The organism is Sphingomonas jeddahensis (assembly GCF_001981525.1).
Taxonomy (GTDB): Bacteria; Pseudomonadota; Alphaproteobacteria; order Sphingomonadales; family Sphingomonadaceae; genus Sphingomonas; species Sphingomonas jeddahensis.
In genome coordinates, this window is record NZ_MPSB01000002.1 from 365,413 (window position 1) to 387,546 (window position 22,134).

Sequence of the window (22,134 nt, forward strand, 5' to 3'; positions counted from 1 at the left end):
TCAATCAGGCGCGAACGGCTGGCCTTTCGATACGCGCCGTTATGCTGAGCTTGTTTCGCTATCCACCGTGCAACGACCCGGCGGAATAACGGGTCCTGCGGCACGTTCGCGTGACGGCGGCTGAGCAGAACAGCCGCTGCCTTTCACTATCGTCATCAACGCCGCACGTACGGCGAAGGGCGCTGCCCCTCCCCTCGCAAGAAGGGAGGGGGACGGTCATCACGCGGCCGCCGGGCGCCGGGCGAATATGCCGAAACCGGCGATGATCGCGTAGCAGATCACCGGCAGGACCAGCGCAAAGGCAAGGCTGCCCGAAGCATCGGCCAGTGTGCCGTAGAGCGGCGGGACCACAGCGCCGCCGACGATCGCAGTGGCGATCACGCCCGAGCCCTCGGCGGCGCGCTTACCGAGTCCTTCCGAGGCGAGGCTGAAGATCGTCGGGAACATGATTGAATTGGTCAGCCCCACCGCGATCAGCGCCCAGCCCGCGGCCGCGCCACTGGTGTTGGCCGAGAAGACGATCAGCGCGATGCCGATCGCGCCGGCGATCGCCAAGACCTTGCCCGGCGAGGCAACGCGAAGGATGCCGGAGCCAATGAAACGGCCGAGCAGCGCGCCCCCCCAATAGAAAGGCACATAGCTGCCGGCGGTGCCCAGCGGCACGTTCCAGACGGTGGGTTGGGCGAGATAGACGACAAGGTTGGAGCCGATCGCAACCTCCGCGCCGACATAAAGGAAGATGCACAGCACGCCGAAGGCGAAGCGCGGGCGTGCCAGCAGCGTCAGCGGGTGGAAGATGGAGCCGCCCTGCTCCTGTTCCTCGTTCAGCCGGTTGCGGCGAGTCCAGACGACCCCTGCGATGACCAGCAGCGCGACAGCGAGACCGATATAGGTGTGGACGATCACGCGCGAGGATTCGACGCGATAGGCATCGAGCGCAGCCCCACTGAGCGCCGCCGCGCTGACGCCAGCGAGGCCGCCGAGGATCAGCGTCGAGCCCACATAGGGAAAAATCGTCGTACCGAGCGAGTTGAACGCCTGCGCAAAAGTGAGCCGGCTGCTCGTCGTGCTGGCAGGCCCGAGCAGGGATATCAGCGGGTTGGCGACGACCTGCACCACCGTGATGCCCGCGCCGAGCACGAACAGGGCGAGCAGGAACATGCCGAACGTCGCCGAGCTGGACGCCGGGATGAACAGCAAACAACCGACCGTCATCGTGAGAAGGCCGATCGACGCGGTGCGCATATAGCCGGCGCGGCGGACAATCGCGGCGGCAGGCAGCGAGAACAGCAAATAGGCGAGGAAAAAGGCAGAGTTGACGAGGTTCGCCTGGGCGTGGCTGAGCGTGAACAGCTCCTGAAGCTTCGGCATGACGATATCGTTGAGGCTGGTGATGCCGCCGAAGATGAAGAACAACGCAAAGACGAACCAGCGCAAGTCCGGCGCATCGACGTGCGCGCCCTCAGCGGCGTCTGGCAATGGGTCGGCGCTGTTGGCGGTGCTTGCGCCGTGAGCAAAGGCCATCGAGAAAATCCCCTCCGTGAACGTGTAACCGTTTACCGTGAAAAATCGGCGGGGCAACGCGTCACTGATCGCGCGGGTACCACCATTGAACGGTGACGGGGAATGGCGTCCACGCGCCGGTGCGGATGCCGGCAAAGCGCAGGGCGTCGCCGATCCAGGCGTTGCAGGTGCGAATCGCGCTGTAGCGCCCCCGGGCGGTGTAGAAGACGTCATAGCCGAAGTAGCCGCGATGATGCGGGCCGCCGCGGACGAGCGACGCCTGGATATAAGCAGCGAGGCGGCGATACTCAGCCGGCCGGACCGTCAGCCGCCGTAGCTCACCACCGGGTGGCGGACGCGGAACGTGATCGACGTGGACCAAGGTGTTTCCGCTACCCACTGCGGCGGCGAGGACGGTGGAGAGTTTCAGATCGGCCCACGTTGGCGTGTGGAGGTAGAAATCACGCTCACCCCAGCCGACCGAGATGTGATCGTGACCGGCGTACCGCGAGTCGGCGAGGTCGCCGGCAGGGAACACGCTGCGCCAGTCCACCCCCGCGGCCTGCTTGGGCATGACGATGCCGGTGTGAACGCCGTTTGATTCGATATAGAGCGTAACGCCCTGCGCGGGCGCGAACCAACGGGCGTTGCTCGTTATGGCGCCCCCAAATAGCCCGGCGAGCGGATAGGCGAGAATGACCGCGGACGAACTGACCAGAACCTTAGCGACGCGGCGGTGCATGCCACGCCCGGTAGCACGTCCCCGGACGTAGAGCAGCGGGCACATTGTTCCTCCACATGCGGCGCTCAGACCGGCATCAAGGAACCATGACCATCGACCGAGCTGGCACCGCGATTCGCCCCCTGGAGCGTCATCACCTGTCGGCCGCGCTCGAGATCCAAGCTCTGGCCTACCCGGCGGCATTGCTGGAGCACGAACGGGCATTTGCAAGCCGGATCACGCTGGCAGGCTCATGCTGTCTGGCCGCGACGCGCGACGGCGTTCTGATCGCTTATCTGCTTGCCCATGCCTGGCCTTCGCGCGCGCCGCCGTCGATCGGCAACGTGCTCGCTGACCCGGTCGTCGGCGAGGTGCTGTTCATCCACGATCTGGCCGTGTCGCTCACTGGCCGCGGCACTGGCGTGGGGCGACAGTTGGTGTTGCGTGCGTTCGATCTGGCGGCGCGCGACGGCTTGGAGCGTGCCGAGTTGATCGCGGTCGAAGGGGCCGCGGGTTATTGGCAGCGACTGGGGTTCACCAGCCCGGAGGTTCCAGCCGAATCTGCCGGAAAGGTTGCGGCTTATGGGGCTGCCGCTCGCTGGATGGAACGCGATATCGAGCGGCGGAACTGAGTAGCCACCGGCTGCGAATGGGCAGTCTCACCATAACGAAACGGCCGCACCACCGGGCACGGCCGTTAATCGCCAGCGAGACTCTTGCCTCAGTTTGGGCGGCCGAGCCCTGCGATAGTGCGATCGACCAGAGGACGATCCGCATCCGGCCCAAGCCGCTCAGCAATCAGCTTGGCGGCGGCGCCGGCGGCAGCGGCGGCAGTCCTGGCGCGAACCTCGTTGATCGCCGCGCGCTCGGCGGCAGCGATCTTGTCCTCGGCCATCTTGGCGCGGCGGCCGACCAATTCGGCGGCGTCGGCATTCGCCTTGGCGACGATCACTTCGGCCTCATGGTTAGCCTGCGCAGCCATGTCGGCAGCGGACTTTTCCGCGTCGGCGATCTTGCGGGCATATTCGTCCCGCAGCGCCTCTGCCTCTGCGCGGAGCGTCCTGGCCTCATCGAGCTGGCGACGAATGTCGGCGATCTGCTTGTCGAGCCCACCGACGAGCATCGCCGGCACCTTCCTCACCAGCAGGATGATGAGCAGCACCAGCATCGCGAGCGACACAATCACCGTGCCGTTCATGCCGAGCACGCTCGGGTCGACGTGATGGTCGGGGCCGCCCTCCGCGATCGAGGTGCTCAGCGCCTCGGTGCCATGGGCGTTCATGCCCTCGGCTTCCGCGGCGTGCGCGAGGTTCTCGGCGACCAGCGCCGAGCCGGCGCTCATGATGATGAACTCAGCCATGCGCCATTGCCGCCTTGACGGCGCCCCTTGCTTCGTCGGTGGACACCGAGACGCCGGAAACACGCGCGACGATGTCCTGCGCCGCCTCCGCCGCGACCGCCTCGATCTCGTCGAGCGCGCGGGCGGTGGCCGCCTTGATATCTGCCTCGGCCGACGCGATCCGCTGCGCCTGATCGGCACCGGCGGCGGTCAGCGTCTCCTCGCTTGCCTTGGCGGCACGCTGGCGGGCGTCGGCGATCAACGCCTGCGCCGCTTCACGATTGGCCTGGTCACGCACGCGCCAATCCGCCTCGACCTTGTCCGCTTCGTCGCGCGCGGCGGAAGCAGCGGCGAGATCGGCGGCGATCGAGTGGTCGCGCGCGTCGATCGTCTTCTGCACCTTGGGCAGCATGCCGCGGCCCACGACGAAGAACACGATGCCGAACGTCAGCACCAGCCAGAACAGCTGCGACGCCCAGGTTGCGGCAAGTTGGGAGATCTGAGGCATCTTGAACCCTTAGCTCCCTACCGTTCGCGCGGAACCTGGCGAACTGCCCTCAGGAAGGACAAGGCTTCGACAGGCTCAGCCCGAACGGTGGAGAGGTGGTCTCTTGTTAGGCGACGAAGACCAGGATCATCGCCACGACGAACGAGAGCAGACCGAGAAGCTCGGCACCGGCGAAACCGATGAAGAGACGGCCCTGCTGCGCGTCCGCCGCACCCGGATTGCGCAGCGCGCCCTCAAGGAACTTGCCGAACACGTTGCCCACGCCGAGCGAGGCGAGACCGGCACCCACAGCGGCCAGACCGGCGCCGAGCAGCTTTGCGGCTTCTGCGTCCATTTCAATAACTCCCTATCAAGATCAAACGGTTGGAAAGAACAGGTAAGAACTTAGTGCAGGTTGACCGCATCGTTGAGATACAGCGAGGTCAACAGCGCGAAAACGTAAGCCTGGATGCCGGCGACCAGCAGCTCGAGCGCCGAGATGCCGACCATCAGACCGAAGCTGGGAATGCCGACCAGCAGCCCGACGCCGAGCCCGGCATTGCCAGCATTGACGACGAACCCGGCCAGCACTTTCAGCAGGATGTGCCCGGCGGTCATCGCGACGAACAGTCGCAGGCCGAGGCTGAACGGGCGCACCATGAACGACACGAACTCGATCAGCGGGATCACCGGCAGCAGCCACCAGGGCGTGCCGTGCGGCACGAACAGGCTGAAGAAGTGCAGGCCGTGGCGCCAGAAGCCGACCACCAGCACGATCGTGAAGCTCAGGATCGCGAGGATCCCGGTGATCGTGAAATGGCTGGTGAAGGTGAACGGATGCACACCGACTACGCCGAGCGGCAGAAGGCCGAGCACGTTGGCGAACAGGATAAACATGAACAGCGAGAAGACGTAAGGGACGTAGCGCTTCCCTTCCGGCCCGATGTTCGACGCCAGCATGTTGTCGATGAAGCGCACGAAGCCTTCGACCATCACCTGGCCGCGACCCGGGATCACCTTGCCCTTGGTGCCCAGCGACATGAAGGCGATCAGCGCCACCGTCGCCACCGCCATCCACATCGCCGAATTGGTGAAGGCGATGTTGTAGCCGGCAATCTGCCAGTCCTGGGTGCCGAACAACGGCTCGACCAGGAACTGGTGCATCGGATCGATCTTGCCGCCGCCTTCCGCCACGCCTGTTTCCCTCAACGAAAACGCCCGAACTTACGGGCGCTTGGTAGAAATACGAATGATGTTCCTGAACGCGGCGCCCGTCCCGAGGGCGAGCATCACGAGCAGTCCCCAGGGCTGCGTGCCCGCAAACCGGTCGATCACCCAACCGATCAGCGCGCCGCCGACCATCCCCCCGATCAGTTCGGCCAGCACGCGGTTGCCGAGACGAGATCCGTCATCAGCCGCCGCCTTGCCCGCCCCTGTCCGGTGCGCCTCGTCCGCCTGCGCCGCCTTTAGCCGCTCGTCGAGCGAGGTAAGGCGTGCATCGGTGCCGAGGGAGTCTGGTCCGGGCTCTTGCTCAGCCATTCGCGCGCTCCCCTCTAAGTACTTTTGGGCAGGCGCGAAGAAGCCAAGTGGCGAGCCCGCCAAGGCTTGGGTCGGTTAGCCGGGGGGTCCGGGGGTGTCAACACTCCCGCAACCTTGTGTTCATGTGTGGGCAAGGCGGGAGAGGTGCGGCTACGCAGCCACTTACGCGTCGTCACCCTGGCCTTGTGCCGGGGTCCAGGGCGCCGCGCACTCTCCGATGTCGGATGTGCGGAAGCCTGGATGCCGGGACGAGCCCGGCATGACGGATGTGAGTCAGCGCCGAACGATCACACGCAGCGCGGGTCGCGAGTCGGGGTGCCGGCGCCGCGAGTCGCCCAAGCGCCGTCGGGGGTACGGTACTTCTCGCCCGCCTGCGTCTGCGCGATCAGATTGCAGCCGCTGGTGAACGCGAGCTGCTCAACCGTCGCGCCCGAGGCCTGCGCCTTTTGCGTGTACGCCGCCTTGCGCTGGATGTTGATCGCATTGACCAAAGCGCGCAGCTGTGCCGAGCCGCTGCCGACTACGCCGAGGTAGCCGTCGGGCTGTTCGCCCACCTGCCCCGCGGCACGCGCGGCGGCATAAGCGGGATCGCGCTGCGCCCAGGCGGCGGCCGACACGCCGGCCAGCGCTAGCGCGCCCGCCGTCATCAGCAATGCCTTCTTGGTCATCATCTCAAAATATCCCCGGATTCTGTTTGATCAGCGATTTGGCCTCATTGTCGAGGCGGTACACCACTTCCTGAGTCACGCTGATGTTGAGGTTGATCACGATCGGCTTGTCGGGCGCGGCGACATTGACGCAGCCACTCGCCACCAGACCCAATCCGATCGCGCCCTTCTTCACCATCGTAGAAATCGTATGCCCCCGGTGATTCTTCAATGTTTCGCTCCTGGCATAATCTCGCTTGCAGGCGGCTGAATGACGGGCGGATCGGCGCGCTTGTTCTGCTCCTCGAGAAGTGCAGGCAAGTTGCGGTCGATCAGCCGCTTCGGATCATAGAAGCTCGCGGCCGAATCAATCAGCCCGCGGAAGGGCGCCTTGATCCGCACGTTGAAGACGAACGGCAGCCTTTGCAGGCGGCGAACGAGTAAGTTCGACTTGGCGCCTTCGCCCTGGCTGACGCCGGCGAAGCGCACTGCGGTGATCATCTCGCCCGCCAACGGCCCGTTCATCACGATCTGGAGGTTGCGATAGCGTAGCGAGCGAAGCGCCTGGAAGGCGATGTTGCCCCAGGTGCCAAGATCCTTTTCGGTCAACTCGCCGAGATAAGCGAGGCTCCCGCCGCCCTGGCGCACCACCAGCCGGCCGTTCTCGATCCGCCCGCCGGATTGATCGAACAGCATCGGCAGTTCGCCGTCGAACACACCTGTCGCATCCAAGTTCTTGAAATCGAACTGCTGCAGAAACTGGCGCGCTTCCATGCCATCGACGCGGAATGTCATGCGCCGCTCCTGCGGCGACGCGAAGTCGAGCAGCGTCGGCTCCAACGCCAGCGTGCCGCCGGCAAATGGCCAACGGCCGCCGTTCACCTTCACGCGCAGATCGCGTAGCAACTGGTAATCGATCCGCCCATCGGTGACGGCGACGCCGGGGTTGACCTCGGCCACAGTCGCCACCTGATTGGGCGCGGATTCGAGCGCAAGAAGATCGGTGAACCGCACCTCGCCCTTGATGCCCGTCACCGGTCCGAAAGCGGCGGCAAGATCGGTCCTGTCGGTACCGAAGGTACCGGTGGAGGTAACTCCCTGGGGCGACCAGCCGATGTCCCCCTGCCCCCGGATCGTGCCGCGAACGTCGGCGATGACGCCGAACGTGAGCCGGGTCAGCTCCTCGGGCTGAAAGCCGTCGCCGAAGGTAATACCGGGGATCGCGAGGTGCGCGGCGCCGGCGCCGCTGGCGAGCACGTGGCGGATCGTGACATCGGCGACCTTGATGCTCTTGACGGGTTGGTAAAGCGTGCCTTGCGCAGTGATCGTGTTGCCGGCGAGGCGCAACGACACCTCGCGTGCGGCAAGCGGGTTGAAGCGCGGGCTGTCGGCCGCATCGGCGACCGCCAACGTGCCGCCAAGCGACAGGACACTGTTTGTGAAGCGCCAGTCGCCGGCAGCGTTCGACAGGAGCAGCGGCACATTGCCGATTTGCGCCGCCCCGCCGTGGAACAAGCCGGCGATAGCGCCGCCAGCGACTCGCCCGTCGAGCCGCGTGAAGTCGAGTCGCGTTACGCTGCCAATGCGGCCGATGCGTGCAGCGACGTCAGCGAGGGTAAAGCGAGTATTGGCGTGCCGCCATTCGACACCGCGGCTGGCGAGCGTGAGCGGCGTGCCGCCGAGCGTGCCATCGAGCCTGAGCCCGGCCACGCGGAGGCCGCCGCCGATTTGCTCGCCGTCAAGCCGCAGGAGTGCGCCATCGATTGGGCATATCGTTGTCTGCGTCTGGCCCAGCGTGAGACCAGACAGGGTGAGACGGCGGAAGCTGGCGGGCACGCAGGCGGGATTGACGATCACCCGCCCGCGTTCTGCACGAACCGCGAGCGGCAAGCGGAGCGCCTCCACCGCCCCGCCGGGAAGCGGGCCCGTGAGCGTGGCGGTGGTGATCAGCCGCAGGTTGCCGGCGGGGGTTGCGGTGAAACGGGCAGGCGTCAGCGTCAGGCTCGCACCACTTGCGGCATAGGGCGCGAGCACCGCCAGGCCGTTGGCTGGCGCGCCGGCGCGTGGCTGGGCCAGGCTGATGCGGCCGGCGGGAAGGCCGCCGCCGCCGAACCGTAGCGCGCCATCGGCGCGGAAGGCCCCGGCCTCGCCGAGCACCAGCCCCGCGCCGTCGCCGAAGCTCGCGGTGGCTCCTGATGCGGCCCGCAACGAGAGCTGGCGGACGGTGGCGAGCGGCCGGCCAGTGACGGTGCCGAGCGCCAGTTCGCCACCGAGATCGAAGCGGGCAGCGGCCTTGGCGAGACCGTCGCCCGTGGCAGCAGCGAGCGGCGCCAGCGGTGTGCCGGCGGCGCTCGTCCCCAGGCTGACGAGGCGGGCGCGGGAGGCTGGTGTCGCAGCCGCGCCGTGCAGGTCGATCCGGCCTGCGGCGAGCGCGCGGCCCGTCGCAACGCGCCATGTGCCGGCGAACGCAAGCGTGTCGCCGGTCAGCACGTTGCTCGCCAGCCCGTCGCCACGCAGTTGCGCCTCGCCCTCGGTGCGCGCTGGCGAGCCGGTGAAGCCGATCTGCCCGCCGAGGCTCGCGAGCCGGACGCCGGCGGCGCTAACGGAGCCGGCGCGTAGTGCGGCCGAGCCCCGCCAGCGATCAAGCGCAGCGCTCAACGCCACGTCGACTCGCGCTTCAGGATGCGTGATCCGCGTGTCCCCGCATGTCAGCGCCGCTAGCCGCACCGGCCCCGCAATGCTGGGCGCGGCTTCCGCCACCGAGAGGTTAAGCAGCGCGGTCGGCGCGCGCGCGACACAATCGCCGAGCTTCAGGTCGCGCGTCACCGCCGCGAGCGTGCCGCGGAACCCGTCATCGAGCCGCCCGCGCCCGGCCAGGCGCAGGCCGATCACGCCGAGCGGGGTGGTCAGCCGCATGCGGGCGTCGTCCACCGCAAGATCGATCGCGGGGAGTGCGAAGGGCTTGCCTGAAGGTGGCGGCAGAAGCCGGTCAAGGGCGCCGAGCGACAGTCTGCCATCGATCAGCGCGCCGCGCAGCCGGACTTGGCCGGCACGCACTGCGGTGAGCGCCGGGGCGCCACTGCCAAGCGAGACCCGCGTTTCGACCCAGTCGGCGACGAGATCGGGGTTGGCCGGATCGCCGATGATCACGTTGGTGAGGCGCTGACGCCGGAAGCCGAGGTCCTCGATCGTGTAGCGCGCAGGGACGTTGCTCGCCGCCAGGCTGCGGTCGATGAAGCGGCTGGCAATCGGGACGCGGGCGAACCAGAGCGCGAGGAGCGCGGCGGCGAGGAGGAGGGTGAGGACGAGCAGCACGCGCGCGATGGTCCGGCGGCGTGTCGACTTGTCCTCCTCTACGTCCGTCACCTTGCTCCTTCCGCGACGCGCAAGGGCGCTTCTCTACGGCGTGATCGACGCGGTTGGAAGCGGGGGCCGCCGCCGATATTGCCTCTGGCGACGTGGGGCGGAGATGACGGAGACGCGTGGCTGGCGTGCGGTACGATCCCTACCTTTCGTCATGTCGGGCTGGTCCCGGGATGGCGAGGATCTCAGCACACACGCGATTGCGCCCGTCACATCCGCCGCTTAGCCTGGTGCGCCATGGCCGACAGTGACCCCGCCGCCGCTGATAATCACGGGCATCGAGCGCGGCTGCGCGAGCGGTTGCTGCGCGGTGGGGACGAGGCGTTGCTCGATCATGAGCTGATCGAATATCTCCTTGCGCTTGCCATCCCGCGGCGCGACACCAAGCCCTTGGCCAAGGCGTTGCTGCGCGAATTCGGGGGCATCGGTGGGCTGCTGACCGCGGATGCCGAGGCGCTGATGCGCGTTTCCGGCATGGGCGAGACCAGCGCGGCGGCAATCAAGATTGCGCGGGCGGCGGCGGTTCGATTGGTGCAGGCGGAGGTCGCGGCGCGGCCGGTTCTGGGCAATTGGCAGGCGCTGCTGGACTATTTGCGGGCCGATATGGCGCATCATGTGATCGAGCGCGTGCGCGTGTTGCACCTCAATAGCCGGAATATGCTGATCCGCGACGAGGTGATGAGCGAGGGGTCGATCGATCAGGCGCAGGTGCATGTGCGCGAGGTGATCCGGCGCGCGATCGACTTGGGGTCGGCGGCGATCATCCTGGTGCACAACCATCCGTCCGGCGATCCGTCGCCGAGCCGAGCGGATATCGAGATCACCAAAGCGATCGTTGACGCGGGCAAGGGGCTTGGGATTGCGGTGCACGACCATCTGATCGTGGGGACCAGTGGGCATGTGAGCTTGCGGGCGAAGGGATTGATGTGACCCGGTCACCCCGGACTTGATCCGGGGTCCCGCTTTACTTGGGCGGCGACAAGAAGAAGCGGGATCCCGGGTCAAGCCCGGGATGACGAGGGATCAGCGCTGCGCCTTCTTTTCGGCGTCTTCTTCGGCCGCGGTCTTGGGCTCGGACATCTGCGGCGGTTCGGAGGTGATCATCGAGCCTTCGAGCGCGAGGTCGAGCTTGGCGTCTTCGTCGAGCGGGTTGCCGTCTGCATCGGTCTTGGCGAGCGGATCGGTTTGGGCGGGGTTGAGCGGGGGGTTGGACATAATCGTCTCCTTTCCGCGATCAACGGCCGGGGCATCGCGCCCGTTCCGCCGCTCATTTGGCGTGGTAGAAGTCGTACACCTGCTGCGCGACGCCGGCGCTGACGCCGGGCGCCTTCTGCAAATCCGCGAGGCTGGCGTTTCGCACCGCGCGGCCGGTGCCGAAGTGCATCAGCAGCGCCTTCTTGCGCGCAGGGCCAATGCCGGGGACTTCGTCGAGCGGGCTCGCACCCATCGCCTTGGCGCGCTTCTCGCGGTGCGCGCCGATGACGAAGCGGTGGACCTCGTCGCGCAGACGCTGGAGGTAGAAGAGGACCGGTGAATTGACCGGCAGCGTCAGCTCGCGCCCGTCCATCAGGTGGAACACCTCGCGCCCCTCGCGGCCGTGGTGCGGACCCTTGGCGACGCCGACCAGGCACACGTCCTCGATGCCGAGATCCTCCAGCACCGCCTTGGCCGCGTTGAGCTGCCCGCGCCCACCGTCGAGCAGGACGAGATCGGGCCAGGTGTCCCCGTCGCGGTCGGGATCCTCCTCGAGCGCGCGGGCGAACCGGCGGGTGAGGACTTCGCGCATCATTGCGAAATCGTCATCGGTCGCCGCCTGCTTGATGTTGAACTTGCGATACTGGCCCTTGCGGAAGCCCTCCGGCCCCGCGACGACCATCGCGCCGACCGCATTGGTACCCTGGATGTGGCTGTTGTCGTAGATCTCGATTCGCTGCGGCGGTTCGGCAAGATCGAACAGATCGGCGACTTCGCGGTTGAGCTTGGCCTGTGTCGTGCTCTCCGCCAGGCGGCGCTCGAGCGCTTCCTTGGCGTTGCGGCAGGCCTGCTCCATCAGCCGCTTGCGGGTGCCGCGCTGGGGGACTTCGATGGCGACCTTGCGGCCGGCCTGGGTGGTCAGCGCTTCCGCCAAGACCTCGACGTCGGGCAACGCGCGGTCGACCAGCACGGTGCGCGCGGGCGGCACTTCCTCGTAGAATTGCATCAGGAAGAGCGTCAGCACTTCCTCCTCGCTCACCTCTGCGGTGTGCGCGGGAAAGAAATCACGGTGGCCCCAATTCTGTCCACCGCGGATGAAGAAGGCCTGGATGCCGATCACGCCTTCATGGCTGGCAAGCGCGAAGATATCCGCGTCCCCCACCCCTTCGGCGTTGATGAATTGCGTGCCCTGGATAAAGGTGAGCGCGCGGAGGCGATCGCGGATCACTGCGGCGAGCTCGAAATCCATGTTCTCGCTCGCGGCCTGCATCTGCGCGCCGAGCTTGGCCTGAACGTCGGTGGTCTTGCCGGCGAGGAACTTCTTCGAATCGGCGATCAGCTCGTCATAGCCGGCCTTGTCGATGCGGCCGACGCAGGGCGCCGAGCAGCGCTTGATCTGGTACAGCAGGCACGGGCGGTCGCGCGTCTTGAAGAAGCCATCGGTGCAGCTGCGGAGCAGGAACAGTTTCTGGAGCGCGTTAAGCGTGTTGTTGACGCTGCCGGCGCTGGCGAAGGGACCGTAATAATCGCCCTTGGCGCGCCGCGCGCCGCGATGCTTCTGGATGCGCGGGAAATCATGGTCGGCGCGCAAGAGGATGAAGGGGAAGCTCTTATCGTCGCGCAGGAGGACGTTGTACGGTGGGCGGTAGCGCTTGATCAGCTGCGCTTCGAGCAGCAGCGCTTCGGCCTCGTTGTTGGTGGTGACGATCGTCATCGAGCGGGTCTGCGACACCATGCGCTGCAGCCGCTTCGTCAGGTTCTTGAACTGCGTGTAGTTGCTGACGCGGCTTTTCAGCGCGCGCGCCTTGCCGACGTAAAGGACATCGCCTTTGGCATCGTGCATCCGGTACACGCCGGGCTTCAATGGCAGCGTGCGCACGACGTTGCGGATCGCGGCGACGCCCGCCTCGAGATCAGGCGTGTCGCTGCCGCGGATCGCAAACGTGGCCTTTTCTTCGTTGAACCGGTCGGGGGGGCCGTAGGAACCTTGCATCGTGCGCGCGATCTAGGGGGGAAGCGGCTGTTTTTGAACCTCCTTCCCCTCCGTTCGTCCCGAGCGAAGTCGAGGGACAGCCGCAGACGACTCGCTTGTGACACGTCCCTCGACTTCGCTCGGGACGAACGGGATAGGGCTCGGCACGAACGGAGGGTGCGCGGGAACGCTCGGCGTCTAGTGCGTGTTGAGCGGGGATGACCAAGAAACGCGACAGTCGCGGCCGCTACAAGGCCGATCACAGCCAGCGCAACGTCGTCATCGGGGCCGCCACTGCGGTAGGCGCGATTGCGACCGGGCTGGCGAGCGCGATCCACTTCGGGCTGTTCGACCGGTTCTTCGCGCCGCAGGACGGGCATCGCGTGCCGGATCTGGAGGGCGATACGCATCCGGGGCCGAACGACCGCACGGTGGAGCATTTCCGCCCCGATCCGACCGCGCCGGTTTCCGCGGCGGATCGTGAGGCGCTGCGCCCGGCGACCGGGCCGGCGCCGGGGTTTGCGGCGAACCGCGGTGATTTGCGGAGCGAGCCTTCGGTTTGAGGTCGCGCGCCTGATCTACATCCGTTCGGGCTGAGCTTGTCGAAGCCCTGCCCTTCCTTCTTGCCAACGCGCGCGTGGGGAGGAAGGCAGCCCCTCGACAAGCTCAGGGCGAACGGAGAGGTCGGTCCTACTTAGCCGGTGTCTTTACGCCGCCGTTGCGGTCGAAGACCTTTTCGCCGCCGATCCAGGTCTGCTCGACCTTCATGCTGCGCAGCGTTGCGGGGTCAGCGGCCAGCGGATCGCCCGTGACGATGATGAAATCGGCTTTCTGCCCCGGCGCGAGATTGCCGAACTTGCCTTCCGCAAAGCCGGCATAGGCCGCGCCGCCGGTGAACGCCCACCATGCCTGTTCGCGAGTCACCGCTTCCTCCGGGCGCCAGCCGCCGGGCGGCTGCCCCTGCGCGTCCTGACGCGTGAAGGCCGCTGCCCAGCCGGCCCACGGATCGGGCCGCTCGACCGGGAAGTCCGAGCCGAAGGCGAGCTTGCCGCCGTTCGCCAGCACCGACTTCCACGCATAAGCGCCGGCGAGCCGCTGCGGGCCGAGCCGCGCCTCCGCCATGGTGCGGTCGCCGGTCTGGTGCGTCGGCTGCATCGAGGCGATCGTGCCGAACTTGCCGAAGCTCTTGAGGTCGGCGGGATCGATCACCTGCGCATGCTCGATCCGCCACCGGCGATCGCCGGTGTAGGTTTCGCTGAGCACCTGGATCGCGTCGAGGACCTGACTGTTCGCCTTGTCGCCGATGGCGTGGACGGCGAGCTGGAAATTGTCCATCGCGGCGCGGCTCATCTGGTTCTGCAGCTGGGTGTCGGAAAGGAAGCTGAGCCCCCGCTCGCCCGGCGCATCGGCATAGGGCGCCTTGAGCGACGCGCCGCGCGATCCAAGTGCGCCGTCGAGGTAGATCTTCACCCCGCCCATGCGCAGGCGATCGTCGTAGAGCCACGGCGTGGGCCCCTTGCCGCCGATGCGGCTGGCGGTTTCCACCCCCGCGGCATAGGACATGATCCGGACGCGCAGGCCGCCGATGTCGGCCATGCGGCGGTAGCTCATCCACTCGTCAAGCGTGGTGCCCATGTCGGCAACCGCGGTGATGCCGTTGGACAGCAAGGCCTGCTGCGCCTGGAGGAAGGCGGCGTCGCGCTCCTTGGGGAGCGGCTGCGGCACGGCGCGCTCGACCAGCGCCTTGGCGGCATCGACGAACACGCCGGCGGGCGCGCCGCCCGGCGCCTTCTCGATACGGCCACCAGCGGGCGACGCGGTGCTGGCGGTAACGTTCGCCTCCCGCATCGCGATGCTGTTGGCCCAACCGGCGTGGCCGTCGGCGCGCTCGAGCCAGATGGCGTGGCCGCCGGAGACGTCCGCCAGATCGGCTGCGGTGGGGAAGCGGCCCAACCCCCAGGCCTCCTGGTTCCAGCCGCGGCCGGTGATCCAATGCCGCTCGGGGTTGGCGGCGATGTAGGCGGCGATACGCGATTTCGCCTCGTCGAGCGACTTGGCCGTCGACAGATCGAGCGACAGCGCGCCGAAGCCCAGCGCGGTGACATGGCCGTGGGCGTCGATGAAGCCGGGCAGCAACGTCTTGCCACCCATGTCGATGCGCCAGTCGTAAAGCGGCTTGCCGGCGTTCTTCTTCAGCTGCTTGCGGCTTAGCTTGGGGGGGTCCTCGTTCGGCGGGACGAGGCGGGTGACCTTGCCAGCGGCGTCGATCAGCACAGCCTTGAAGCGGATCACGCGGCCGTCGGCAGTAGGGGCGAGGCCATTGACGTTGTCGACGATGCCGTCGGCGAGCGCGGGGGTGGCGGTAAGGGCAGTCAGGGCGAGCGCGAGGGCTTTCCACCAGCGTCCGTCACCCCGGACTTGATCCGGGGTCCAACCGTCCGCGCGCGCTGTCTTGACGATGACACGCCTACGCCTCCCATCCGTCATGCCGGCCTCGTGCCGGCATCCACCCGTCCGCGAACTCCAGGGGTGTTGGATGTGCGGGCCGGTGGATGCCGGCACTTCGGCCGGCATGACGGTGGTGGTGAGGGTTTCGAGCATCTTAGGCGTCAGCGCCTGCGGAGCCTTGGATCCCGGCTTCAGGCCGGGATGACGGTTGTGGCCGAGATGACGGGTGTGGATAGGACGGCTATTGTTCATCGTGGCAGTCTCCGGACCAGGGCGCTGGTATCCTGGCGGCCGCCACCCATTTTCTGTACCTCGGCGTAGAATTGATCCACCAGCGCCGTGCCCGACAATACCGCACCGTTGCGCTTCGCCTCATCCAGCGCGAGCCCCAGATCCTTGCGCATCCAGTCGATCGCGAAACCGAAGTCGAATTCGTCCTTCGCCATGGTGGGCCAGCGATTGACCATCTGCCAGCTTTGAGCCGCGCCGCCGGAGATCGCCTCATACACCTTGTCGAGATCCAGCGCGCTTGCCTGCGCGAAGCGCAACGCCTCGGACAGGCCCTGAAGCACGCCGGCGATGCAGATCTGGTTGACCATCTTTGTCTGCTGACCGGCGCCGGCGGCGCCGACGTGGACGATGCGCGCGGCATAGGCCTCCATCACCGGGCGTGCCTTGGCGAGCGCGGCGTCGGAGCCGCCGCACATGATCGACAGCGCGCCCTTTTCCGCGCCCGCCTGCCCGCCCGAGACCGGCGCGTCGACTGACAGTGCGCGCTCCTCGGCAAGCCGCTGCGCGATGCTCGCCGACACGGTGGTGTGATCGATGAACACCGCATCGTCGCGCATCGCGGCAAAGGCGCCGTCGGTGCCAAGCGTCACCGCGGCAAGATCATCGTCATTGCCGACGCAGGTGACCACTGCGTCCGCGCCCTGCGCCGCAGCGGCCGGCGTGTCGGCAACGGCCAGCCCGGTCGCCGCCGCCTTGGCGCGGGTGCGGTTATAGACAATGACGTCGTGGCCGGCACGGGCGAGGTGCCCGGCCATCGGGGCACCCATGACGCCGGTGCCGATGAAAGCGATCTTCATGGGGCCGATCGATAGGGGCTGTTTGCACCGTGCGCCAGATGGTCCTAGTGACGGCAATAGCGAACCTGGATCAATCAAGATCCCGTTCGGGCTGAGCGTGTCGAAGCCCTGCCCTTCCTCTTCCGCGCCCGGAAAAGAAGAACAGCCCTTCGACAAGCTCAGGGCGAGCGGGAAGGAATTCACCAAGATGGCGACTGCGGCACAATCGACGACCGACACCCTTCCCGTCAGCATTGCGGACGTCCGTGCCGCGCACGCCCGCATTCGCGACTCCATCGTCCGCACGCCCACTCTGGTCAGCAAGACGCTGTCGGCGCTGACCGGCGCGACCATCTATCTGAAGTTCGAGAACCTTCAGTTCACCGCCGCCTATAAGGAGCGGGGTGCGCTCAACACGTTGCTGCTGCTCGACGAGGAAGCGAAGGCGCGCGGCGTGATCGCGGCGTCGGCGGGGAACCATGCGCAGGGGCTGTCCTATCACGCCAACCGGCTGGGCGTGCCGTCCACGATCGTGATGCCGACCAACACGCCGACGGTGAAGGTGGTGCAGACGGAGGGCCACGGTGCCACCGTGGTGCTTCACGGCAGCACCTTCGACGAAGCCTATGCCCACGCCCGCGAGCTGGAAGTCGAACGTGGCTACACCTTCGTCCACCCGTTCGACGATGCGCGCGTGATCGCCGGCCAGGGCACGGTGGCGATCGAGATGCTGGCCGAAGTGCCGGCGCTGGACGCCCTGGTCGTGCCGATCGGTGGCGGCGGGCTGATTTCCGGCATGGCGACGGTGGCGCGCGCCGCCGATCACCCGATCGAAGTGATCGGCGTGCAGGCTGAGCTGTTCCCTTCGATGTACAACAAGCTGCGTCACACCGACCTGCCCTGCGCCGGCGATACGTTGGCCGAGGGCATTGCGGTGAAGCAGCCGGGCGGCCTTACCGCGCAGATGGTGGAGGCCTTGGTCGATGACATCGTGCTGGTGTCCGAACGCAGCCTGGAAGAATCCGTCAGCCTGCTGCTCCAGATCGAAAAAACGGTGGTGGAAGGCGCCGGTGCGGCCGGGCTTGCCGCGGTGCTCGCCAACAAGGAACGGTTCGCGGGCAAGACGGTGGGCATCGTGCTGTGCGGCGGAAATATTGACACGCGGCTGCTCGCCAACGTCCTGTTGCGCGATCTCGCGCGTTCGGGGCGGCTGGCGCGGCTGCGCATCCAGCTGCGCGACCAGCCCGGCGCGCTCTACAATGTCGCGCGGATCTTCGATCAGGAGCGCGTCAACATCCTGGAGCTGGCGCACCAGCGCATCTTCACCAACCTGCCGGCGAAGGGGCTCAGCCTGGACGTTGAGTGCGAGACGCGTGATCGCGCGCATCTCGACCGGCTGCTCGCTGCGCTCGACACCGCTGGCTATGAAGTGAAGCTGATCGAGCTGGCGTAACCAGCGGTCCGACCTGCCCCGATATGGGGCAGGTCGGCGCCGCGACAGGGTTTGGCGATGCGTGATTTCGTTAAAACCTGTTAATGCGGCTTTTCAGTCAAATCGCAGGCATTCATATCCACGGCGGACGCGACGAACCTTTCGCGTCGGACAGGGGATGTGCCCGCGGTGACTGCGCCTTTTCGTTTTCCGCGTTTCTTCGTGACCAGCCCCGCCCCCTGTCCGTACATCCCCGGGCGGCAGGAGCGGAAGGTATTCACCGAGCTTAACGGCCCCCACGCCGGCGAGTTGAACGACGCGCTTGGGCGCATAGGATTCCGGCGCAGCCAATCGGTCGCCTATCGCCCCTCGTGCGTCGGCTGCACGGCTTGCGTCTCGGTACGAGTGGTGGCGCATGAGTTCGAGGCCAATGCCACGCAGCGCAAGCTGGTCCGCCGGAACGACGATCTCGAAGTCACCGCATGCCGCCCCTGGGCGACCGACGAGCAGTTCCAGCTTCTGAGCCGTTACCTCTCGCACCGCCACCCGAGCGGCGGCATGGCGGGGATGGACGAGCAGGATTATGCCGACATGGTCGAGCATTCGCCCGTTAATTCGGTGGTGGTGGAATATCGTGAGCCGACAGTGGAGGGCCGGCCGGGCAAGCTGGTTGCGGCATGCCTGACCGATCAGCAAGCGGACGGGTTGTCGATGATCTACAGCTTTTTCGACGCGGCAGAAGATGCGCGGGCTGGGCTAGGCAATCTCATCATCCTCGATCACATCCTTCGCGCACGGGCGGCGGGGCTACCGTATGTCTACCTCGGCTATTGGGTGAAGGGCGCGGCGCGGATGGCGTACAAGACGCGCTACCGTCCGCTCGAGATGCTCGGACCCAAGGGCTGGGCGCTGATGGACGAGGCGGATGCGGCGCTGCCGGAGCTAGCGTAGCCGGGCTCCGGCATGACGAAGCGGGATATTCGAGAGCCACTTTCACGCGCCAGCGCGGGCTACCCTCTACCTGTTTGTCCGAAGCTTGTGGAATGGCGCGCCTCAGGCACGCCCTTCCCGGAACGAGAAGTTTACGCCTCGCCCTGCACCGTCACGTCCACCTCGAGCCGCTCGCGTCCTTCGCCCAGCCGCGAGCCCGCGACCGGGGCCGCGCCAGCGGCGTCCAGTGCCACTGCAACGCGCACGTGATGCTCTTCGGGCGATTGGCCGAGCCAGGGATCGAACCCGATCCAGCCGAGCCCGGCCACCCACGCCTCGGCCCAGCCGTGCGGCGTCGGGCGGTGATCGCCGGCGAGGTCGCAATAGCCCCAGACATAGCGCGCCGGCACACCGATCGCGCTGGCGGCGGCGATGAAGACCTGCGCCATGTCGCGCGCGGTCAGCGCCTCGCGCCCGAATGCTTCGGCCGCGGTTAGCCCCGGCGCGGGGCGGCCACAATCGTCCTTGAACCTCTGCCGGATCTCGCGATTCAAGCCGTGCAGCGCGGGTATGTCGTTTCCGGTCGCCGCCCCTTTGGCGAAGGCGCCGATCTCTGCATCCGCTGCGGTGGCGGGCGTCGTGCGCAGGAAGAAGCGCGGCGGCAGCGTTTCGTTGGTGCCATGGAGCACCCCGCCCGAGCTGCTCGTCACCACCTCGCCCGTCACCGACAATTCGAGGCGGGCGATCGGCCCTTCGCAATAGAGCATCGTGGTCGCGTTGCCGAAGCCATCGCGATGGTCGGTCATGCGGGCATCGCAATCGACTTCCACATGCCAGGCAGCAACGGTCTGGTCGTGCGTGTCGCCCGGCGTCATGCGCAGCAACTGCACGACCCTCCCTTGCGGCGCGGTGAAGGCATAGAGGGTGCGATGTTCGATGGTCAGGCGCATCAGTGAAACTTGAATTGGCGGCCGATCGCCGCGTGGAGCAGGTCATTTTCGGCGATCAGCGCCTGAAGGTGCTGGTGCAGGCCGGACAGGATCACCTCTGCCGTGCGAGTCTTGCTGACCCGCGCGTGCCGGGAGCGTGCCATGCGATCGGCCTCCCCATTGGTGCCGGTGCGGCGGGCGAGCTGAGTCAGCACATCGGTGACTTCCTCGATCGCGCCGGCGATGCTGCGCGGCAGCTCGGCACGCGAGAGCAAAAGATCGATGACGTTCGCGGTTACCAGACCCTCGTTGTAGAGCCAGCGATAGGCGGTCGCCGCGGACACCGTCTGAAGGATGGTCGTCCACTGGTCGCGATCCACCGTGCCGCCGACCTGCTCGCCCTCCGGCAAGAGGATGTGATATTTGACGTCGAGCAGCCGGGCCGTGTTGTCGACCCGCTCGGTGGCTTGCCCCAGGCGGATGAAAAGCGTCGTCTGGTTGCGCAGCATGCGGTGCAGCGCGCCCTCAAACCCGCGTGTCTCGGCCTTTACCGCATCGACCAGCGCCAAGGTCCGATCGGGATCCAGGCGGCTGACACGCTTGTCGAACACCAGCCACGCTCCGTTGATCGCCGACCAAGCCTCACGAGTGAGCGCGGTGCGCACCGCCTTGGCGTTCATCCGCGCCATGTCGAGGCAGCGCGCGATCGAGCCGGGATGGGCGGCGTCGCTGGTGAGGAAGCGGGACACCGCCTCGCGCGTCAGGCTGTCGCCAGTCGCCTTGAACGGCGCCTCGGTATCGGTGACGGCCAGTGCGGAAGCCCAAGCCGCTTCGCCGGCCGGGCGGGCCGAAAGGACGTCGAGGCGGATCGTCGCCTCCACCAGGCGAGCGATGAAATCGGCGCGCTCGATGTAGCGGCCGAGCCAGTAGAGCGACGATGCAGTGCGGCTCAGCATTACGCACCCCTCCGCGTGCCGGGGAGGATTACAGGGCGAGCCCCGATCACAGGCTCTGCTCCTGCGTCATGCTGCCCATCACCTGCGATTGCCGCTTGCCGCCACCGAGCAAGACGAAGCTATCCTTGGTGCCGCCGCCCTGCGATGAATTGACCACCAGCGACCCTTCGCGAAGCGCCACGCGGGTAAGGCCACCCGGCACCACCTGGACGCCCTTGGACCCGCTCAGCACGAACGGACGGAAATCCACATGGCGCGGGGCCACGCCGGCCTCGACCAACGTCGGCACCGTCGACAGCGCCAGCGTCGGCTGCGCGATATAGCGGTGCGGCTCCGCCATCAGGACGGCGCGGAACGTGGCGATCTCTTCCTTCGAGGCAGTGGGGCCGACGAGCATCCCGTAGCCGCCCGACCCATCAACCAGCTTCACCACCAGTTCGTCCAAGTGATCGAGCGTGTACCGCAGTGCCTCTGGCTCACGGCAGCGGAACGTCTCGACATTGGGCAGCTTGGCGTCCTTGCCCGAATAGAAGCGGACGATCTCAGGCATGTAGCTGTAGATCGCCTTGTCGTCGGCAATGCCATTGCCCGGCGCGTTGATGATCGCAACGTTGCCCGCGGCATAGGCAGCGATCAGGCCGGGGACGCCAAGCATCGAATCGGGACGGAATACGATGGGGTCGAGGAAATCGTCATCCACCCGGCGGTAGATCACGTCGATCTTCACCCGGCCGCCGATGGTGCGCATGTACACCACATCATCGTCCACCACGAGATCCGCCGCCTCAACCAGTTCGATACCCATCGAATCGGCCAGAAAGCTGTGCTCGTAATAGGCCGAGTTGAAATGGCCCGGGGTCAGCACCACGCACGTCGGGTTCTGCGCGCAGCCACGCGGGGCAACCGACCGCATCGTTTCCAGCAGCCGATCAGGGTAACTGTCCACCGCCGCCACGCGGAACTGCCCGAACAATTCGGGGCACAGCCGCACCATCGCCTCACGGTTCTCCAGCATGTAGCTGACGCCCGACGGCGTGCGAGCATTATCCTCCAGCACAAAGAATTCGTCAGGCCCGGTGCGGACCAGATCGATGCCGCAGATGTGCGCCCAGACCCCATGCGGTGGGCGGATGCCGACGATCTCGGGGCGGAACTGCGGATTGAGAAAGATCAGATCCTCCGGCAGCACGCCGGCCTTCAGGATCTCCTGCTCGCCGTAAATGTCGTCGAGGAAGCAATTGATTGCCTCGACCCGCTGCACCAGCCCTTCGGATAAGCGCGCCCACTCGTCCGCGAGGAACACGCGCGGCACGATGTCAAACGGGATGATCCGCTCGCTGGCATCATTGTTGCCATAAACGGCAAAGGTGATGCCGAGCTGACGGAAGGTGGTCTCCGCGGCTTCCTGGCGTCGGCGGAGTTCATCGGCAGGCGTATCGGCAAGCCACCGGGCGAGGTCAGCCAGTTCCGGGCGCGCCGCGCTGCCGTTGCCCATGATTTCGTCGAACGCAGCTATCCCCATGCGGCATTCAACGCCTCAACATCATTTCGGGTGCATGGTGCACAAGAATGTTAGCGGTGCACAAGACGAAGGACTTATCCGGGCC

At 66.7% G+C, this 22,134-nt stretch carries 22 protein-coding genes; 5 read left to right on the plus strand and 17 right to left on the minus strand.

Features of this window, described 5'->3' with window-relative positions; translation table 11 throughout:
* Positions 1-219: 219 nt before the first annotated feature.
* Positions 220-1,524, minus strand: coding sequence for a sugar MFS transporter (locus SPHI_RS03770; RefSeq protein ID WP_076743538.1), 1,305 nt, complete (start codon positions 1,522-1,524; stop codon positions 220-222).
* 61 nt (positions 1,525-1,585) lie between these two features.
* A complete protein-coding gene (locus SPHI_RS03775) occupies positions 1,586-2,290 on the minus strand; it encodes a TIGR02117 family protein (protein ID WP_233130643.1) in 705 nt (234 codons plus the stop codon).
* Here SPHI_RS03775 and SPHI_RS03780 point away from each other — a divergent pair.
* Positions 2,290-2,856, plus strand: a complete 567-nt coding sequence (locus SPHI_RS03780) for a GNAT family N-acetyltransferase (protein WP_233130645.1) — start codon at positions 2,290-2,292, stop codon at positions 2,854-2,856. The genes SPHI_RS03775 and SPHI_RS03780 overlap by 1 nt on opposite strands.
* Positions 2,857-2,945: 89 nt before the next feature.
* Here SPHI_RS03780 and SPHI_RS03785 read toward each other — a convergent pair whose 3' ends face one another.
* From SPHI_RS03785 to SPHI_RS03820, 8 genes are all read right to left on the minus strand, one after another.
* Positions 2,946-3,584 (minus strand): F0F1 ATP synthase subunit B family protein, encoded by a 639-nt coding sequence (locus SPHI_RS03785; protein ID WP_408640470.1) that lies wholly within the window; start codon positions 3,582-3,584, stop codon positions 2,946-2,948.
* Complete coding sequence (locus SPHI_RS03790) at positions 3,577-4,071, minus strand: F0F1 ATP synthase subunit B family protein (RefSeq protein ID WP_076743541.1); 495 nt, start codon at positions 4,069-4,071, stop codon at positions 3,577-3,579. Before SPHI_RS03790 ends, SPHI_RS03785 begins: the two co-directional genes overlap by 8 nt.
* A gap of 106 nt (positions 4,072-4,177) precedes the next feature.
* Positions 4,178-4,405 carry a F0F1 ATP synthase subunit C gene (locus tag SPHI_RS03795; protein WP_046409264.1) on the minus strand — a complete coding sequence of 76 codons (228 nt, stop codon included), beginning with the start codon at positions 4,403-4,405 and terminating at the stop codon, positions 4,178-4,180.
* 50 nt (positions 4,406-4,455) lie between these two features.
* A complete protein-coding gene (locus tag SPHI_RS03800; RefSeq protein WP_076743542.1) occupies positions 4,456-5,244 on the minus strand; it encodes a F0F1 ATP synthase subunit A in 789 nt (262 codons plus the stop codon).
* A gap of 30 nt (positions 5,245-5,274) precedes the next feature.
* Complete coding sequence (locus SPHI_RS03805) at positions 5,275-5,589, minus strand: AtpZ/AtpI family protein (protein WP_076743543.1); 315 nt, start codon at positions 5,587-5,589, stop codon at positions 5,275-5,277.
* A 287-nt stretch (positions 5,590-5,876) separates the two neighbouring features.
* Positions 5,877-6,260 (minus strand): YdbL family protein, encoded by a 384-nt coding sequence (locus SPHI_RS03810; protein WP_408640471.1) that lies wholly within the window; start codon positions 6,258-6,260, stop codon positions 5,877-5,879.
* A gap of 1 nt (position 6,261) precedes the next feature.
* On the minus strand, positions 6,262-6,435 hold the full coding sequence (locus tag SPHI_RS03815) for a YnbE family lipoprotein (protein WP_076743544.1): 174 nt from the start codon (positions 6,433-6,435) through the stop codon (positions 6,262-6,264).
* Between the two features lie 29 nt (positions 6,436-6,464).
* A complete protein-coding gene (locus SPHI_RS03820) occupies positions 6,465-9,602 on the minus strand; it encodes a YdbH domain-containing protein (RefSeq protein ID WP_083719718.1) in 3,138 nt (1,045 codons plus the stop codon).
* A gap of 234 nt (positions 9,603-9,836) precedes the next feature.
* On the opposite strand from SPHI_RS03820, the gene radC reads away from it, so the two are divergent.
* Positions 9,837-10,529, plus strand: a complete 693-nt coding sequence (radC, locus tag SPHI_RS03825) for a RadC family protein (protein ID WP_076743545.1) — start codon at positions 9,837-9,839, stop codon at positions 10,527-10,529.
* A 93-nt stretch (positions 10,530-10,622) separates the two neighbouring features.
* On the opposite strand, the gene SPHI_RS03830 is transcribed toward radC, so the two are convergent.
* Together SPHI_RS03830 and uvrC are read right to left on the minus strand one after the other, a co-directional pair.
* Positions 10,623-10,814: a hypothetical protein gene (locus tag SPHI_RS03830; protein WP_076743546.1), complete on the minus strand. Its 192-nt coding sequence runs from the start codon at positions 10,812-10,814 to the stop codon at positions 10,623-10,625.
* Between the two features lie 52 nt (positions 10,815-10,866).
* The gene (gene uvrC, locus SPHI_RS03835) at positions 10,867-12,786 is read right to left on the minus strand and encodes an excinuclease ABC subunit UvrC (RefSeq protein ID WP_076743547.1); all 1,920 of its coding nucleotides are present in this window, start codon (positions 12,784-12,786) and stop codon (positions 10,867-10,869) included.
* Positions 12,787-12,983: 197 nt separating this feature from the next.
* Here uvrC and SPHI_RS03840 point away from each other — a divergent pair, with 197 nt between their 5' ends.
* Positions 12,984-13,328, plus strand: a complete 345-nt coding sequence (locus tag SPHI_RS03840; protein WP_083719721.1) for a hypothetical protein — start codon at positions 12,984-12,986, stop codon at positions 13,326-13,328.
* A 127-nt stretch (positions 13,329-13,455) separates the two neighbouring features.
* Here the strand turns inward: SPHI_RS03840 and SPHI_RS03845 are convergent, their stop codons facing one another.
* Positions 13,456-15,465 (minus strand): amidohydrolase, encoded by a 2,010-nt coding sequence (locus SPHI_RS03845; RefSeq protein ID WP_233130647.1) that lies wholly within the window; start codon positions 15,463-15,465, stop codon positions 13,456-13,458.
* On the minus strand, positions 15,462-16,301 hold the full coding sequence (locus SPHI_RS03850; RefSeq protein ID WP_076743548.1) for an NAD(P)-dependent oxidoreductase: 840 nt from the start codon (positions 16,299-16,301) through the stop codon (positions 15,462-15,464). Before SPHI_RS03850 ends, SPHI_RS03845 begins: the two co-directional genes overlap by 4 nt.
* Before the next feature lie 187 nt (positions 16,302-16,488).
* Here SPHI_RS03850 and SPHI_RS03855 point away from each other — a divergent pair, with 187 nt between their 5' ends.
* Together SPHI_RS03855 and SPHI_RS03860 are read left to right on the plus strand one after the other, a co-directional pair.
* Positions 16,489-17,733, plus strand: coding sequence for a threonine ammonia-lyase (locus SPHI_RS03855; protein ID WP_076743549.1), 1,245 nt, complete (start codon positions 16,489-16,491; stop codon positions 17,731-17,733).
* A gap of 168 nt (positions 17,734-17,901) precedes the next feature.
* Entirely contained in the window at positions 17,902-18,663 is a 762-nt protein-coding gene (locus tag SPHI_RS03860) for an arginyltransferase (RefSeq protein ID WP_076743611.1), read from the plus strand.
* 131 nt (positions 18,664-18,794) lie between these two features.
* Here SPHI_RS03860 and SPHI_RS03865 read toward each other — a convergent pair whose 3' ends face one another.
* Genes SPHI_RS03865 through SPHI_RS03875 form a run of 3 tightly spaced genes read right to left on the minus strand, consistent with a single transcriptional unit; the run spans position 18,795 to position 22,049 of the window.
* Entirely contained in the window at positions 18,795-19,592 is a 798-nt protein-coding gene (locus SPHI_RS03865; RefSeq protein ID WP_076743550.1) for a transglutaminase family protein, read from the minus strand.
* A complete protein-coding gene (locus tag SPHI_RS03870; protein ID WP_076743551.1) occupies positions 19,592-20,527 on the minus strand; it encodes an alpha-E domain-containing protein in 936 nt (311 codons plus the stop codon). The genes SPHI_RS03865 and SPHI_RS03870 overlap by 1 nt, the downstream gene beginning before the upstream one ends.
* Before the next feature lie 46 nt (positions 20,528-20,573).
* On the minus strand, positions 20,574-22,049 hold the full coding sequence (locus SPHI_RS03875) for a circularly permuted type 2 ATP-grasp protein (RefSeq protein WP_076743552.1): 1,476 nt from the start codon (positions 22,047-22,049) through the stop codon (positions 20,574-20,576).
* Positions 22,050-22,134 lie beyond the last annotated feature (85 nt).